The following is a 16,085-nucleotide window of genomic DNA, read 5'->3' on the forward strand; positions in this document are numbered from 1 at the left end:
AACCGGCTTCATTGGTTTCAATGGGGCCTGAACACGCTTCTCCTCCCTGATCCACCGCAGCCACCAGAAGGGTTCCGGACCGGCCATGGCGCTCTCCCTGTACGTCGACACCGCGCGCTGGCGGGCGCACCAGAAATCCGTTATCGACCAGTTCCCCGGCATCGTGCCCGTCTGCAAGGGCAACGGGTACGGCTTCGGTCACGAGCGGCTGGCCGACGAGGCGATCCGCTTCGGCTCCGACATCCTCGCGGTCGGAACCACCTACGAGGCGGCCCGCATCAAGGACTGGTTCAGCGGTGACCTGCTGGTCCTCACGCCGTTCCGGCGCGGTGAGGAACCGGTGCCGCTGCCCGACCGGGTCGTCCGGTCCGTGTCCTCCGTGGACGGAGTGCACGCCTTGGTGGGCGCCCGGGTCGTCATCGAATGCATGAGCTCCATGAAGCGCCATGGCGTCAAGGAGGAGGAGCTCGGGCAGCTGCACGCGGCCATCGAGGACGTACGCCTGGAAGGCTTCGCCCTCCACCTGCCGCTGGACCGTACGGACGGTTCGGACGCGGTCGAGGAGGTCATCGCGTGGATGGACCGCCTGCGGGCGGCCAGGCTTCCGCTGCACACGATGTTCGTCAGCCACCTGCGCGCCGACGAGCTCGCCCGGCTGCAGCAGCAGTTTCCGCAGACCCGGTTCCGCGCCCGCATCGGCACCCGGCTCTGGCTCGGGGACCACGAGGCGACGGAGTACCGGGGCGCCGTGCTCGATGTCACCCGCGTCGTCAAGGGCGACCGGTTCGGCTACCGGCAGCAGAAGGCCGCGTCCGACGGCTGGCTGGTCGTCGTCGCCGGCGGCACCTCGCACGGCGTGGGCCTGGAGGCCCCCAAGGCGCTGCACGGGGTGATGCCGCGGGCCAAGGGCGTCGCCCGGGCCGGCCTGGCCACCGTGAACCGGAATCTGTCCCCGTTCGTCTGGGCGGGCAAGCAGCGCTGGTTCGCCGAACCGCCGCACATGCAGGTGTCGATCCTGTTCGTGCCCTCGGACGCCGAGGAGCCCCGGGTGGGGGACGAGCTGGTGGCCCACCTGCGCCACACGACCACGCAGTACGACCGCATCGTCGAACGCTGAGTCCGCGCGCCGCCCGCCCCGCTCAGTCGGCGGCGGGCGTGCCGGCCGTTCCCCATTCCACCCGCGGCCCAGGGGCCACGGGCAGCGCCTCCCGGCGTGCGGCACCCGTCTCGACCAGACGGGACAGGACGAACACGTCCTCGGCCCTGTCGAGCACCCCGCCCGACGGATCGTCCGAGCCGTCGCGCCGCACCCCGTCGCGTTCCGGCATCACGATGTCCCGTACGACAACGGCGCAGAGGTACAGCGTGCCCAGCAGATGCAGCACGATCGCCAGCTGGTAGCCCTCGGTCGGCAGCCCCTGGTGCTTGTCGCCGCTCGTCGTGTACGCGAGGTACAACCAGATCCCGAGGAAGTACAGGACCTCGCACGTCTGCCAGATCAGGAAGTCCCGCCAGCGGGGCCTGGCCAGCGCGGCGAGAGGGATCAGCCACAGGACGTACTGCGGTGAGTAGACCTTGTTGACGAGGATGAACACCGCGACCACGAGGAACGCGAGCTGCGCGAAGCGCGGTCGGCGCGGTGCCGTGAGGGTCAGGACGCCGATCGCGGCGCACAGTGCGATGGTGGTCACCGTCGAGACGGTGTTGACCGTGCCGACGTCGATGGACTCACCGGTGCGCTGTGTGATGACCAGCCAGAACGACCCGAAGTCGATGCCGCGTTCCTCGCTGAAGGTGTAGAACTTCTTCCACCCCTCGGGCGCGAAGACCATGACCGGCAGATTGACCACCAACCACGAGCCGGCCGCTCCCAGCGCCGCCGACCCGAACTCCCGCCACTTCCCCGCCCGCCAGCACAGGACGAACGCGGGCCCCAGCAGCAGCACGGGGTAGAGCTTCGCCGCCGTCGCCAGGCCGATCAGGATGCCGAACGCCAGCGGCCGGCTCCGGGACCACATGAGCATCGCCCCGGCCGTGAGCGCCACGGCCAGCAGGTCCCAGTTGATCGTGGCGGTGAGCGCGAAGGCGGGCGCGAGCGCCACCAGCAGACCGTCCCAGGGGCGCCGCCGGTGCGTACGGGCGACACAGACGGCGATCACAGCGGTGCAGATCATCAGCATCCCGGCATTGACCAGCCAGTACGCCTGCTCCTGCTCCTGGATGGAGCCGCCCGGTGTCAGCCAAGCCGCGACCTGCATGAAGACCCCGGTGAGGACGGGGTACTCCAGGAACTGCATGTCCCCGGGCAGCCGGTCGAAGTACGGCACCAGTCCGTCGGCGAAGCCGCGCCCCGAGTACAGGTGCGGAATGTCCGAGTAGCACGCGTGGGTGTACTGGGAGCCGGCGCCCCTGAACCAAGCCCAGTTGTAGCAGGGCAGCTTCTGCACCATGCCGAGCGCGAACATCCCGATGGCTACCAGGGCGACCGCGCCCACTGGGGTGAGGGCGGCGCTGCCGAGCCGCGACCAGCGGCCCGACCTCCCGCCGATCAGCTCGCTTCCGGCGGCCGCGACCTCGTCCCGGTGCGTGGGCCGTACGACGGGCCGTTCCTGGTGCACGCTCGTGTCCTCTGCGCTTGGCATGCCGCACATCCTGCCGTACGGCGCTGTGGAAAGGACGAGGGCCGCAGCACCGGGGTGCCGCGGCCCTCATCTCCCTGCGTACCGGGCTCTACCCGGTCGTCCCACCCCACCAGCTGGTGGTCCCGGTGCTGTTGTTCCCGTTGCCGTTGCCACCGGTGGCGCCGTTGTTGGTTCCGGTGGTGGTGCCCCCGTCCGAACCGTCGGCTCCATCCGTCGTGCCGGTGGAGGTGCCGGTATCCGTTCCGCCGTCGTTGCCCTGGGTGGTGCCCGTGTCCGTTCCGCCGTCGTTGCCCTGGGTGGTGCCCGCGTTGGCGCCGCCGTTGTTGTTCTGGCAGTTCCAGTCCCACGTACCGCAGGTCTCGGTCGGATCGGGGCTCGGGACGTCCGGCGTGGGCGTGGGCGTCGGGGTCGGCTTCGTCGTCTCGGTCTCGGTCGGCGTGGGAGTGGGCGTCGGCGAGGGCTTCTTGGACGCGCCACCGCCGTAGACCTTGTCCCCGATCGGCTCCGCCTTGGGGAAGGGCTCCGCCTTCTCCTTCTTCATCGCCTCGATCATGTAGTCGTGCCAGACCTGGGCGGGGAAGGAGGCACCGTGGATCTTGTCCTTCCCACCGGTGCCGTACATCTTCTCGAACTTGCGGTTCTTGTGCTTCTCGTCGTCGTCCAGCCGGTACATGCTGATCGCCGTCGACAGCTGCGGTGTGTAGCCGACGAACCACGCCGACAGGTTGTCGTCGGTCGTACCCGTCTTGCCCGCGACCTCACGGCCGGGAAGCTGGGCCGACGTACCGGTCCCCTTCTCGACGACGTTCTTGAGCACGTCCGTGACGTTGTCGGCGATGACTCGGTCGAAGGCGCTCTTGGTGACCGCCTTGTGCTGGTACTCCGGCCTGCCGCGCTTCTTCACCTCGGTGACGGAGAACGGATCGCGCTGCTGGCCCCGGGCCGCGAACGTGGCATAGGCGCCGGCCATGCTCGTCGTGCTGGGCGACGACGTACCGATCGAGAAGGACGGCACGCTGGCGTCCGCCATGTACCGGTCGTCCTTCAGGCCCGCCGCGATGGCCGCCTCCTTCACCTTGTCCGTGCCGACGTCCATACCCAGCTGCACGTACGGGGAGTTGGCGGACCACTGCATGGCCTCACGCAGGGTGATGTTGCCGTACGACTCGTGGTCGTCGTTGGTCTGCAGCCACTCATTGCCGGCCTTGTCGGTCCAGATGTCGCCGTTGTACTTCTTGATCTTCAGCTTGTTGGCGCCGTTGTAGATGCTGAGCGGCGAGACCTTCGTACGCTGCGACTCGTCCTGCTCCGCACCGCCGGACGGGTCCCGCTTGCCGTACTCCATGGCCGCCGCCAGTACGAAGGGCTTGAAGGTCGAGCCGACCGCCGCTCCAGTGGGATCGGCGTTGCTCTGGAAGTGCTTCGTCGCGTCCACACCGCCGTAGATCGCCTGGATCGCACCGGTCTTGGGGTCGACCGACGAGCCGCCGAACTGCACGTGGGTGTCTTCCGGGCGCTTCTTGGGATCGATGTTCTCGTCGTAGACCCGCTTGACGGCCTTGCTGAGCTGATTGACCTTCGTCTGGTCGAAGGTCGTGTGGATCTCGTAGCCGCCCTGGTCGAGCATGTCCTTGGTGATGTCGGTGCGGTTGTAGATCTCGGCATTGGCGGTGTTGACGAGGTAGCCGATCTGGCCGCCCAGCTCCGCGGCCCGCTTCGGCTTGTCGGGCATCGGGAACCTGGTGTACCCGTCGCGCTCCTTCTGCGACATCCGGCCGTCCTTCACCTCCTCGTCAAGGATCCACTTCCAGCGCTTCTTCGCTCGCGCGAGGTTCTTGGCCGGGGTCGCCTGGACCGAGTCGACCTCCGGCGCACCGGCCGGGTCGTAGTAGCTGGCGCCCTTGAGGAGGCTGGCCAGGAAGGCGCACTGGCTGGCGTCCAGATCCTTGGCGTCCACCCCGTAGTACGTACGGGCCGCGGCCTGGATGCCGGAGGCGCCGCGCCCGTAGTACGAGACGTTCAGGTACCCGGCCATGACGTCCTTCTTCTTCATCTCGCTGCCGACCTTGAGCGTGATGAAGAGTTCCTCGAACTTGCGGCTGAGGGTCTGCTCCTGCGACAGCCGCGAGTTCTTGACGTACTGCTGGGTGATCGTCGAACCGCCCTGGGTCTCGCCGCCCTTGGCCATGTTGAAGACGGCGCGGGCGATACCCATGGGGTCGATGCCGTGGTCGGTGTCGAAGGACTTGTTCTCGGCCGAGATGACGGCGTTGCGCATCGCCTCGGGGATCTGCGCGTAGTCGATGACCTGGCGGTTGACATCACCACCGGTGGCCACCATCTGGCTGCCGTCCGCCCAGTAGTAGACGTTGTTCTCCGCCTTCGCGGCTTCGTTGACCTCCGGCTTCGCGACCATCGCGTACGCGAGACCCGCGAGGCCCATCAGCAGGCCGAGGAAGCCGATGCACAGGCTGGACACCAGCTTCCAGGACGGAACCCAGCGGCGCAGGCCCTGACGGCCGGCGCGCGGGTAGTCGATGAAGCGCTTCTTGCCCGGACGCCGTCCACCGCGACCACGGCCCTCGTGCCCGCCGTCCCCACCACCGCGACGCCGTCCACCGCCGCCGTCGGAACCTCCACGGCCTCCTCCGCCGCCACGCTGGCCCGCACGTCTGGCGGCGGCGCGACCTGCGTACGGCGCCTCCTCGCCGTGCGAATCGGAAGGTGAGGCTGAAGTTACTCCGCGTGACGGTGCTGCGCGGCGTCCTGAGGACTGCTGGGCGGCTCGTCGGGCCGCGGCACGTCCGCCACCTTGCGGTTGCGACGTCTTGCGACGGTGCTCGCTCATCGAACGACTACTCCTCGGGCAGGCGAGAGCGCCTGGAAGCGGCAGGTGAGATCCGGTCCCCCGAATGACGGGCCGGCCCGGCGACGGGCTCGCCCGCTATGCGTCCGGATGGCCCGCGAACACTCACGCATGCGCGCGTCTCGCGGTTCCCGGTGGTCTGCATGCCGCACAGACTACGCACGGTCAAAACCCTCCTGGGACCGAACTTCACCCCAAATAACGCAAGTCGGTTCCTACGAATTGGCGATGTGACGCCGCTCACTGAGGCTCCCCTTGTCGGCACCGCCGGTCCGATCTATCGTGCTGATGTATCGAGTCGATACATCAGCTCGGTACATCGACCCGGTACAAGGGACCGTGAGAGCACTCGGAGAAGGAGGAGCGAGGTTGAGCAGACGTTCCGGCATCCTTGAGTTCGCCGTCCTCGGACTGCTCCGCGAATCCCCGATGCACGGCTACGAGCTGCGCAAACGCCTCAACACCTCGTTGGGCATCTTCCGTGCCTTCAGCTACGGGACGCTCTACCCCTGCCTCAAGACGCTGGTCGCCAACGGCTGGTTGATCGAGGAGCCGGGGACCGCTCCGGCGGAAGCGGCACCCGGCTCCGGCCGGCCCGTCGCTCCCGCCTCGTCCCTGGCGGGACGCCGCGCCAAGATCGTCTACCGATTGACGGCAGAAGGTAAGGAGCATTTCGAGGAGCTGCTCTCGCACACCGGCCCCGATTCCTGGGAGGACGAGCACTTCGCGGCTCGCTTCGCCTTCTTCGGGCAGACGGAGCACGACGTGCGGATGCGGGTGCTGGAAGGCCGTCGCAGCCGGCTGGAGGAGCGCTTGGAGAAGATGAGCGCCTCTCTGGCCCGCACCCGTGAGCGCCTCGACGACTACACACTTGAGCTGCAGCGACACGGCATGGAGTCCGTGGAGCGCGAAGTGCGCTGGCTGAACGAGCTCATCGAGAGCGAGCGGTCGGGACGGGATCAGCGACGATCCTCGCCCGAGGGCTCAGCTCAGCAGAAGACCGCAGGAGAGCCTGACGGCCTGCCCCGGCGGGGAGACAACCCGCCGGATCCGTCCGGCGACACCGCCAAGTGAGTTCGCCGCAGATCCGCGGTGGGCTCATCAGAAACATCCATTACACACAGGGAGCAACCGGAATGGGTTCGGTTCGCGTAGCCATCGTCGGCGTGGGCAACTGCGCCGCCTCGCTGGTCCAGGGCGTCGAGTACTACAAGGACGCCGATCCGGCCGGCAAGGTGCCCGGCCTGATGCACGTCCAGTTCGGCGACTACCACGTGCGGGACGTCGAGTTCGTCGCCGCCTTCGACGTCGACGCGAAGAAGGTCGGCCTGGACCTCGCGGACGCCATCGGTGCGAGCGAGAACAACACCATCAAGCTCTGCGACGTGCCGCACTCCGGTGTCACCGTCCAGCGCGGCCACACCCACGACGGCCTCGGCAAGTACTACCGCCAGACCATCGAGGAGTCGGCCGAGGCCCCGGTCGACATCGTCCAGATCCTCAAGGACCGCAAGGTCGACGTCCTGGTCTGCTACCTCCCGGTGGGTTCCGAGGTCGCCGCGAAGTTCTACGCCCAGTGCGCCATCGACGCCAAGGTCGCCTTCGTCAACGCTCTTCCGGTCTTCATCGCCGGCACCAAGGAGTGGGCGGACAAGTTCACCGAGGCCGGTGTCCCGATCGTCGGCGACGACATCAAGTCGCAGGTCGGCGCCACCATCACGCACCGCGTGATGGCGAAGCTCTTCGAGGACCGGGGCGTCATCCTGGACCGCACGATGCAGCTGAACGTCGGCGGCAACATGGACTTCAAGAACATGCTCGAGCGTGAGCGCCTGGAGTCCAAGAAGATCTCCAAGACCCAGGCCGTCACCTCGCAGATCCGTGACCGCGAGCTCGGCGCGGACAACGTCCACATCGGCCCCTCGGACTACGTGGCCTGGCTGGACGACCGCAAGTGGGCGTACGTGCGCCTTGAGGGCCGCGCCTTCGGTGACGTCCCGCTGAACCTGGAGTACAAGCTCGAGGTGTGGGACTCCCCGAACTCCGCCGGTGTCATCATCGACGCCGTCCGTGCGGCGAAGATCGCCAAGGACCGCGGCATCGGTGGCCCGATCCTCTCGGCGTCCTCGTACTTCATGAAGTCCCCGCCGGTTCAGTACTTCGACGACGAGGCCCGCGAGAACGTCGAGAAGTTCATCCGCGGTGAGGTCTCCAACTGACTCCCGTGAGTCAGTCGCGCAGGTGAGGGACGGCAACGCCTCTCGGCTGCCGCGCCGTTGAGGGCCCCCGGGCAATCCGCCCGGGGGCCCTCGTCGTGTGTGACCCTTGCTCCCATGCCCGTCGCGCGCGACCTGCGCATACTTCTCCGCCTCCCGGACTTCCGCCGCTTGCTGGCCGTGCGGGTCATGTCCCAGTCGGCCGACGGCGTCTATCAGGTGGCGCTGGCCACGTACGTGGTCTTCGCGCCGGAGAAGCAGGCGTCCGCAGGGGCGATCGCTTCCGCCATGGCCGTGCTTCTGCTCCCCTATTCACTCGTCGGGCCCTTCGCGGGCGTGCTGCTGGACCGCTGGCCCCGGCGTCAGGTCTTCGTTTACGGCAACCTGCTGCGCTCCGGGCTCGCCTGCTGCACCGCCCTCCTGATCATCGGCGCGGCTCCGGCGTGGCTCTTCTACGCCTCCGCGCTGTGTGTCACTGCGGTCAACCGCTTCGTCCTCGCCGGTCTCTCCGCCGTTCTGCCGCGCGTGGTCGAGCGGAAGCATCTGGTGCTCGCCAACTCGCTGTCGCCGACGGCGGGCACTCTCGCGGCCACCGCCGGCGGCGGACTCGCCTTCGTGGTGCGGCTGCTGGCCGCTTCGGATGCCGCCGTGGTGCTGCTCGGTGCGGCGCTCTACTTCGCCTCGGCGCTGGCGGCCCTGAGCCTGGCGGCGGGCCTCCTCGGGCCCGACCGCGACGTCGGCCGCATGTCCTTGCGGGCAGCGCTGGCGGCTGCCGCCGGAGGACTCCTCGACGGACTGCGGCACTTGCTGAACCACCGGAGCGCGTCCCGGGCGCTGGCCGCGATGACGGTGATCCGATTCTGTTACGGGGCACTGACCGTCATGGTCCTGATGCTCTGCCGGTACGCCTGGACGGACAACGAGGACGACGGACTGGCCCTCCTCGGCCTCGCGGTGGTCGTCTCCGGTGCCGGGTTCTTCGCGGCGGCCGTATTGACCCCCTGGGCCGCGGCGCGGCTCGGGCGGCTCCGCTGGATGGTGGTGTGCGCGGGGACCGCCGCTGTGCTCGAACCGGCCCTGGGGCTGTGGTTCTCTCCGGCACCGATGCTCGTCGCCGCCTTCGTCCTCGGACTCGTCACGCAGGGAGCGAAGATCGCCACGGACACCGTGGTTCAGACCGCTGTGGACGACGCCTACCGGGGCAGGGCCTTCTCGTTCTACGACGTGCTGTTCAACGTGGCCTTCGTGGCCGCGGCGGCGGTCGCCGCACTGGCACTCCCGCCTGACGGACGGTCCGCGGCGTTGGTGATCGGTGTGGCGGTGCTCTACGCAGGCTCTGCCCTGTGCCTCGCGCATTGGAGTCGGGGCGGTGATGTCCTATAGCGTGCCCGCGTCAAACAAGACACACGAATAACGGGGGCATCCAGATGACTTACCCGCCACAGCCACAGCAGGGCAACGGTCCCTACGGCCAGCAGCCTCAGCCCTACCCGCCGCAGCAGGGCGGATACGGCTACCCGCCGCAACAGCCCCAGCAGGGGTGGGGCGGCCCTCAGCAGCAGCCGCAGCAGGGCTGGGGAGCCCCTCAGCAGCCGCAGCAGCCGCAGGGGTGGGGCACTCCTCCGCAGGGACCTTCGCAGCCCTCGGGCGGCAAGAAGGCGTTCCTCGCCACCCGCAACATCATCCTCATCGTCGTGGGCCTCGTCGTACTCGGCGCGCTGAAGTTCGGCCTGGGCGACATGTTCGAGTCAGACGCCAAGGCCGCTTCGGTCGGGGACTGCCTGGAGAACAAGGGCACCAACTACAACCCCGACATGGAGTCCGTCGACTGCGGCTCGTCCGCCGCCGAGTACAAGGTCGCCGAAGTACATGACAACACGACCGACACGGACCTCTGCGACGTGGAGAAGTACTCCGCATACACCGAGAGCTCGGGTCGACGTAAGAGCCGGAACAGCGTGGTGCTCTGCCTGACGCCACTCAAGCCGGCCAGCTGAACCACTGAACTTCCGCAGCACGCGGAGCGCAGACCGAGGGCGTTGTTTCACGTGAAACAACGCCCTCGGCGTATGCGTCGGCGCTCATGTTTCACGTGAAACATGAGCGCCGACGCATCGAACGGGAGCGAGAGCGTCAGCTCTGCGCCTCCCACCACTTCTTCAGTTCCGCAACCGCTGCGTCGTGCTCCAGCGGACCGTTCTCCAGGCGCAGTTCCAGCAGGAACGCGTACGCCTTGCCGATGACCGGGCCCGGCCCCACGCCGAGGATCTGCATGATCTCGTTGCCGTCCAGGTCCGGCCGGATCGCGTCCAGCTCCTCCTGGCTCTTCAGCTGAGCGATGCGCTCCTCAAGCCCGTCGTAGGTCCGCGAGAGAGCAGCAGCCTTGCGCTTGTTGCGCGTGGTGCAGTCCGAACGGGTCAGCTTGTGCAGCCGCTCCAGGAGCGGACCGGCATCCCGTACATAGCGACGCACCGCGGAGTCGGTCCACTCGCCGTCGCCGTAGCCATGGAAGCGCAGGTGGAGTTCCACCAACTTAGAGACGTCCTTGACCATCTCGTTGGAGTACTTGAGCGCCGTCATGCGCTTCTTGGTCATCTTGGCGCCCACCACCTCGTGATGGTGGAAGGAGACCCGTCCGTCCTTCTCAAAGCGCCGCGTCCTCGGCTTGCCGATGTCATGAAGCAGCGCGGCAATACGCAGAACGAGGTCCGGCCCGTCCTCCTCCAGCGCGATCGCCTGCTCCAAGACGGTCAAGGAGTGCTCGTACACGTCCTTGTGCCGGTGGTGCTCGTCACTCTCCAGCCGGAGCGCCGGCAACTCGGGCAGCACCTGCTGGGCCAGGCCCGTTTCGGCGAGGAGGGACAGCCCCTTCCGAGGATGCTCGGAGAGCAGGAGCTTGTTCAGTTCCTCGCGCACTCGCTCGGCGGAGACGATCTCGATCCGGCCCGCCATCTCCGTCATGGCGCTGACGACCTCGGGGGCCACCTCGAAGTCGAGCTGCGCGGCGAACCGTGCCGCCCGCAGCATGCGCAGCGGATCGTCGGAGAACGAGGCCTCAGGCGTCCCGGGCGTACGAAGGACCCGCTCGGCCAGGTCCTTCCGGCCGTCATGGGGGTCGATGAAGACCTTCTCCGGCAGAGCGACGGCCATGGCGTTGACCGTGAAATCGCGTCGCACGAGGTCGTCCTCGATGGAGTCGCCGTAGGACACCTCCGGCTTGCGCGAGGTCCTGTCGTACGCCTCCGACCGGTACGTCGTGACCTCGATCTGGTAGCCGTGCTTCTGCGCCCCCACCGTGCCGAAGGCGATCCCGACCTCCCAGACGGAGTCGGCCCACGGCCTGACGATCTTCAGCACGTCCTCGGGGCGAGCGTCAGTCGTGAAGTCGAGGTCGTTCCCGAGCCTGCCGAGAAGTGCGTCGCGGACCGAGCCGCCGACCAGTGCGAGACTGAATCCGGCATCCTGGAATCGGCGGGCGAGATCGTCGGCGACCGGGGCGACCCGCAGCAGTTCGCTGACTGCGCGGTGCTGCACCTGGGTCAGGGCGCTGGGGTTGTCTTCGTTGGCATTCGGCACAACAGAAAAGGGTACGTGCACGGACCGGTCCGGACGTCACCCATTTCCCGGGCCCTGCAAGACTCTCCCGATCATGCAGGACACTCCCCGGCACTTAGCCTCGACGCACCTCGTTACCATGCGGGGACGCAGCAACGGACGACGATCCACAGCAGTTGACGATGACGAGGGACGGGTACGCGTGGCCGAGGCGGCAGACATCCAGGGGATGAATCCCTCTCCTGCCCGCCGGTGGCTGCGGCGCACAGCCGCCGTGCTCGCCGGGGCACCGCTCCTCGCCGCCCTGCTGGCAGGCGCCTCCACCCCGCAGGCCCGAGCCGACGTTCCGGCCAAGGCTCCGACAGGTTCCAGCACGGTGTCGGTGTCCCTGGACGAGATCACCCCCAGCACCCCGGAGAAGGGGGACACGCTGCGGATCTCCGGGACGCTGACCAACAGGGGCAAGGAGACGGTCACCGACGCCCAGGTCGACCTCCGGGTCGGCCCCCGCCTCTTCAGCCGCACCGCCATCGACGCAGCCGCCCGGCGCACGGGATACCTGCCTGGTACCGACCCCTATCCGATCGGGGGCAAGTACACGGTCGAGATCGACAAGCTGCGCTCGGGAATCAGCCAGGACTTCACGCTGTCCGTCCCCGTCAGCAAGCTGAACCTCGGGGACGACGGGGTCTACCAACTGGGCGTCTCGCTGTCGGGGCGCACCTCGCACACCGTGTACGACCAGGTGCTCGGCATCAAGCGGACCTTCCTGCCCTGGCAGGACGGCGACCGCGACTCCAAGATCGGCATCAGCTACCTCTGGCCGCTCATCGCATCGGCGCACCTCACGGCGGAGACCGGCTCGGACGAGCAGCAGACCCCGGTGTTCGCCGATGACGACCTCGCCGCGGAGATCGCACCGGGCGGCCGACTCGAACAGATGGTCTCCCTGGGCAGCCGCCTGCCCGTGACCTGGGTCATCGATCCGGACCTGCTGGCCAGCGTCGACGCGATGACCAAGCCCTACCGGGTGAGGTCCGGCGACACGACGGTCGCCGGGACGAACCAGGACGTGGCCAAGAAGTGGCTGACCTCACTGGAGGCGGCCGTGTCCGAGGGCAAGGTCGTAGCGCTGCCTTTCGGCGACCCGGACCTGGCCTCGATCGCCCACCGCGGCAAGAACGTCTCCGGCACCCTCAGCCATCTGCAGACCGCCAGCGAGGTCGCCGCGATGACGGTGGAGACGATCCTTCATCTGAAGCCGTCCACCGACTTCGCCTGGCCGGTCGACGGCGCGGTGGACCCGTCGATCGTCGACGTCGCCACCTCCGCCGGCGCCCATCACGTGATCGCCCGCAGCGACAGCCTCGACGAGACCGGGAACCTGGTCTACACGCCCTCCGCCGCCCGTCCGATCGGCGGCGGTACCACGGCGGTCGTCGCCGACGCGAGACTCTCCACGGCCTTCCAGGGCGACATGGGCAACGCCGGAAATTCCACGCTCGCCGTCCAGAAGTTCCTCGCCCTCACCCTCGCCCTGGCCGAGCAGGACACGGACAAGGACCGTTCTGTCGTCGTGGCGCCCCAGCGCACCCCGACGGTCGCCCAGGCGCAGTCGATGGCCCGCGCCATCGACGCACTGGACGCCGACCGCTGGACGAAGTCCGAGGGGCTGGTCCAGGCAGCGGCGACCAAGCCGGACTCCGAGGCGACCACGGAGGTGCCTCCGACATCCCGGTACCCGAAGAAGCTGCGCCGCCAGGAGCTGCCCACGCAGGCGTTCCAGGACATCAAGTCCATCCAGGCCTCGCTCAACAACTTCCAGGTCATCCTGACCCACCCCGAGCGCGTGGTGACCCCCTTCGGCAACGCCGTCAACCGGTCCATGTCGACGTCGTGGCGGGGGAGGCCGCTGGAGGCCCAGCAGTACCGGGACTCGGTCCGCACCTATCTGCAAGGGCTCGTCGGCGAGGTCCAGCTCGTCCCGAAGTCGGACATCACTCTGTCCGGCCGGAGCGCCACGATTCCGGTGACCGTGCAGAACAGGCTGTTGCAGGACGTCAAGGGCCTGGTGCTGCGGCTGAAGTCGGACAACGCGACGCGGCTCAAGCTGAACGACGGCGGCAGCATCGCGGAGCAGCCCATCCAGATCGGCGCGGGGCACAGTCAGTCCGTGAAGTTTGACGCGGCGGCCAACATCAACGGCCAGGTCCAGATGACCGCGCAGCTCTACACGGAGGACGGGACCCCGTACGGCGAGGAAATGGCCTTCACCGTGAAGGTCTCCGAGATCACCCCGACCGTCCTTCTGGTCATCGCCGGCGGGCTCCTGCTGCTGGTGCTGGCCGGCATCAGGATGTATGCACATCGCAAGCGCGCCAACGCGGGCGGCGCGGCGGGCGACGACGGCAGTGAACCCGAGCAGCCGAGTGACCCGACGCCGGACACCGGTCCCGAAAGCGCGGAGCCGTCGGACACGGGTGAGAAGGTGGACCGTTGAGCGATGTCTGTCGTGGCCGGTCGGCCGGGGACGATGAGGTGGGGTTTCGATGAACGCGCCGTACGACGGTGACCGCGGTCAGGGTACGGGCGGAGCCGGGTACTCCGGCGGCCCTCCGGTGCCCCCTGACCCGCAGCAGCATCCGGCGCCGGACCCGTATCTGCAGTCCGCGTACGACCCCGACCCGTACTGGGCACAGGACCTGTCCGCCCAGGATCCGGTGGACGAGGCGCTGTACGACCGCGCCGCGCATCCGCCGCCGCCTCCCGGCACCTACCAGCAGCCGCAGCCGCTCTATCAGCAGCCGCCGTCGCCCCAGTACGCCCCCGACCCTCGCATCTGGGCCCAGACGCCGCCGCCCGAGCCCGCCGGACCCTCGCGCCACCTCCCGTACGGTGACAATGCCGCGACGACGCAGTTCGTGGGCGTCGACGACCTCGTCACACAGGCTTCCGCGGACCGTGACGAGCCCGACGCGTTCGCCCACCTCTTCCGCGACCAGGAGGGCCCCGCGAACCCGGGCACCTCTCCGGCCGCGGCCCAGCCCGAGCCCGCCCCGGCACCGGCCAAGTCCGGCGGCCGCGCCTCCAGCCTGCTGAAGTCCAGCGCGGTCATGGCGGCCGGCACGCTCGTCTCGCGCCTCACCGGCTTCGTCCGCAGCCTCGTGATCACCGCGGCCCTCGGCGCGGCGCTGCTCGGCGACAGCTTCACCATCGCGTACACGCTGCCCACGATGATCTACATCCTCACGGTGGGCGGGGGCCTCAACTCGGTCTTCGTGCCCCAGCTCGTCCGCTCGATGAAGGACGACGAGGACGGCGGCGAGGCGTACGCCAACCGGCTGCTGACCCTGGTGATGGTCGCGCTCGGCCTCATCGTCGCCGTGGTGGTCTTCGCGGCCCCCTGGCTGATCCGGCTGATGTCCTCGACGATCGCGGACGACCCGGCGGCCAACAACGTCGCCGTCAGCTTCGCCCGCTACTGCCTGCCCACCATCTTCTTCATGGGCGTGCACGTGGTGATGGGGCAGATCCTCAACGCCCGCGGGAAGTTCGGCGCGATGATGTGGACCCCGGTCCTGAACAACATCGTCATGATCTTCACCTTCGGGATGTTCATCTGGGTCTACGGCACCTCCCACGAGTCCCACATGGGCGTGGACACCATTCCGCCGGAAGGTGTGCGGCTGCTGGGCATCGGCACCCTGCTCGGCCTGGTTGTCCAGGCGCTGGCCATGGTCCCGTATCTGCGCGAGGCCGGCTTCCGCTTCCGTCCGCGGTTCGACTGGAAGGGCCACGGGCTGGGCAAGACGATAAAGCTCGCGAAGTGGACGGTGCTGTTCGTCTTCGCCAACCAGGCAGGCGTGCTGGTCGTCACCCAGCTCGCGACCTCGGCCGGCAAGGCATCCGGGCAGGACGGCGCGGGTTTCCTCGCCTACTCCAACGCCCAGCTGATCTGGGGCATGCCGCAGGCGATCATCACCGTCTCGGTGATGGCCGCCCTCCTGCCCCGCATCTCCCGGGCCGCCCACGACAACGACCCCGGCGCCGTCCGCGACGACATCTCGCAGGGGCTCCGCAACTCCGCCGTGGCCATCGTCCCGGTCGCCTTCGCCTTCCTCGCCCTGGGTGTACCGATGTGCACCCTGCTCTACTCGTCCAGTGGCCCCGAGGCGGCCCGCTCCATGGGCTTCATCCTGATGGCCTTCGGCCTCGGCCTGATCCCGTACTCGGTGCAGTACGTGGTGCTGCGCGGGTTCTACGCGTACGAGGACACCCGCACGCCGTTCTACAACACCGTCATCGTCGCCCTGGTCAACGCGGCGGCCTCGGCCCTCTGCTACGTCGTGCTGCCCGCCCAGTGGGCGGTGGTCGGCATGGCGGCCTCGTACGGCCTGGCCTATGCCGTCGGCGTCGGGATCGCCTGGCGTCGGCTGCGCAACCGTCTGGGCGGTGACCTGGACGGCGCGCACGTGGTCCGCACCTACGCCAGGCTGTGCCTGGCCGCACTGCCTGCCACCGTGGTCGGCGGCGCCGCGGGCTTCGGCCTTCTGCGGGTCGTCGGGGAAGGCGCCTTCGGCTCGCTCGTCGCCCTGGTCTGCGGCGGTGCCCTGCTGCTGGGAGTGTTCTTCGTCGCGGCGAGAAGAATGCGGATCGAGGAGATCAACGGCATGGTCGGCATGGTCAGGGGGCGGCTCGGCCGCTGAGGCCGGCCGCACCGCACAACCATCGCCGGTCTCCGCGTGTCGTGCATAGCGCCGGAGTGTGGGCACAATTGGCGTGACTGTGCAGAGCAGAGCTGGCTGG

Annotated in this window: 10 protein-coding genes; 7 read left to right on the plus strand and 3 right to left on the minus strand. The window is 68.4% G+C overall.

Annotated elements, in window-relative coordinates; all coding sequences use genetic code 11:
• Positions 1-85: 85 nt before the first annotated feature.
• On the plus strand, positions 86-1,117 hold the full coding sequence (locus tag ACZ6C6_RS26725; RefSeq protein WP_018101875.1) for an alanine racemase: 1,032 nt from the start codon (positions 86-88) through the stop codon (positions 1,115-1,117).
• 22 nt (positions 1,118-1,139) lie between these two features.
• Here ACZ6C6_RS26725 and ACZ6C6_RS26730 read toward each other — a convergent pair whose 3' ends face one another.
• Entirely contained in the window at positions 1,140-2,642 is a 1,503-nt protein-coding gene (locus tag ACZ6C6_RS26730) for a glycosyltransferase family 87 protein (protein WP_469206016.1), read from the minus strand.
• Positions 2,643-2,730: 88 nt separating this feature from the next.
• Positions 2,731-5,490: a transglycosylase domain-containing protein gene (locus ACZ6C6_RS26735; RefSeq protein ID WP_469206018.1), complete on the minus strand. Its 2,760-nt coding sequence runs from the start codon at positions 5,488-5,490 to the stop codon at positions 2,731-2,733.
• 387 nt (positions 5,491-5,877) lie between these two features.
• Here ACZ6C6_RS26735 and ACZ6C6_RS26740 point away from each other — a divergent pair, with 387 nt between their 5' ends.
• The 4 genes from ACZ6C6_RS26740 to ACZ6C6_RS26755 all read left to right on the plus strand — a co-directional run bounded on the left by ACZ6C6_RS26740 (position 5,878) and on the right by ACZ6C6_RS26755 (position 9,721).
• Positions 5,878-6,582: a PadR family transcriptional regulator gene (locus ACZ6C6_RS26740; protein WP_374781085.1), complete on the plus strand. Its 705-nt coding sequence runs from the start codon at positions 5,878-5,880 to the stop codon at positions 6,580-6,582.
• A gap of 62 nt (positions 6,583-6,644) precedes the next feature.
• A complete protein-coding gene (locus tag ACZ6C6_RS26745) occupies positions 6,645-7,727 on the plus strand; it encodes an inositol-3-phosphate synthase (RefSeq protein ID WP_469206020.1) in 1,083 nt (360 codons plus the stop codon).
• 114 nt (positions 7,728-7,841) lie between these two features.
• Positions 7,842-9,107, plus strand: a complete 1,266-nt coding sequence (locus ACZ6C6_RS26750) for an MFS transporter (RefSeq protein WP_469206022.1) — start codon at positions 7,842-7,844, stop codon at positions 9,105-9,107.
• Between the two features lie 44 nt (positions 9,108-9,151).
• Entirely contained in the window at positions 9,152-9,721 is a 570-nt protein-coding gene (locus ACZ6C6_RS26755; protein WP_469206024.1) for an LppU/SCO3897 family protein, read from the plus strand.
• Between the two features lie 136 nt (positions 9,722-9,857).
• Here the strand turns inward: ACZ6C6_RS26755 and ACZ6C6_RS26760 are convergent, their stop codons facing one another.
• Complete coding sequence (locus ACZ6C6_RS26760) at positions 9,858-11,300, minus strand: CCA tRNA nucleotidyltransferase (protein ID WP_469206026.1); 1,443 nt, start codon at positions 11,298-11,300, stop codon at positions 9,858-9,860.
• 181 nt (positions 11,301-11,481) lie between these two features.
• Between ACZ6C6_RS26760 and ACZ6C6_RS26765 the strand changes: the two genes are divergently transcribed.
• A complete protein-coding gene (locus ACZ6C6_RS26765; protein ID WP_469206028.1) occupies positions 11,482-13,779 on the plus strand; it encodes a DUF6049 family protein in 2,298 nt (765 codons plus the stop codon).
• A 49-nt stretch (positions 13,780-13,828) separates the two neighbouring features.
• A complete protein-coding gene (gene murJ, locus ACZ6C6_RS26770; protein ID WP_469206030.1) occupies positions 13,829-15,985 on the plus strand; it encodes a murein biosynthesis integral membrane protein MurJ in 2,157 nt (718 codons plus the stop codon).
• Positions 15,986-16,085 lie beyond the last annotated feature (100 nt).

The organism is Streptomyces sp. NPDC041814, from assembly GCF_055590565.1.

Bases quoted from the DNA above. Each gene is read 5' to 3' on its own strand.
- ACZ6C6_RS26725 (WP_018101875.1), top strand. From the start codon at position 86: ATGGCGCTCTCCCTGTACGTCGACACCGCGCGCTGGCGGGCGCACCAG.
- ACZ6C6_RS26730 (WP_469206016.1), bottom strand. From the start codon at position 2,642: ATGCCAAGCGCAGAGGACACGAGCGTGCACCAGGAACGGCCCGTCGTA.
- ACZ6C6_RS26735 (WP_469206018.1), bottom strand. From the start codon at position 5,490: ATGAGCGAGCACCGTCGCAAGACGTCGCAACCGCAAGGTGGCGGACGT.
- ACZ6C6_RS26745 (WP_469206020.1), top strand. From the start codon at position 6,645: ATGGGTTCGGTTCGCGTAGCCATCGTCGGCGTGGGCAACTGCGCCGCC.
- ACZ6C6_RS26750 (WP_469206022.1), top strand. From the start codon at position 7,842: ATGCCCGTCGCGCGCGACCTGCGCATACTTCTCCGCCTCCCGGACTTC.
- ACZ6C6_RS26755 (WP_469206024.1), top strand. From the start codon at position 9,152: ATGACTTACCCGCCACAGCCACAGCAGGGCAACGGTCCCTACGGCCAG.
- murJ (WP_469206030.1), top strand. From the start codon at position 13,829: ATGAACGCGCCGTACGACGGTGACCGCGGTCAGGGTACGGGCGGAGCC.